General features: G+C 42.9%; 1 rRNA gene. It reads right to left on the bottom strand.

The window, feature by feature from the left end:
- Positions 1-93 precede the first annotated feature (93 nt).
- Positions 94-224 (bottom strand): 23S ribosomal RNA (locus AB4161_RS21710); the annotation flags it as partial.

The following is a 224-nucleotide window of genomic DNA, read 5'->3' on the forward strand; positions in this document are numbered from 1 at the left end:
CAAAATAATCTGGAAAACTGTATTTAAAAGTCTCTTCAAACTCATTCAAGCGTTTGGTATTTCTTTGAGTCCACAAAACCCCTTGGGTGTTGTATGGTTAAGCCTCACGGGCAATTAGTACAGGTTAGCTCAATGCCTCGCAGCACTTACACACCCTGCCTATCAACGTCGTAGTCTACGACAACCCTTTAGGACACTTATAGTGCCAGGGAAAACTCATCTCA

This window comes from Vibrio sp. 10N.286.51.E5 (assembly GCF_041469125.1).
Taxonomy (GTDB): Bacteria; Pseudomonadota; Gammaproteobacteria; order Enterobacterales; family Vibrionaceae; genus Vibrio; species Vibrio crassostreae_C.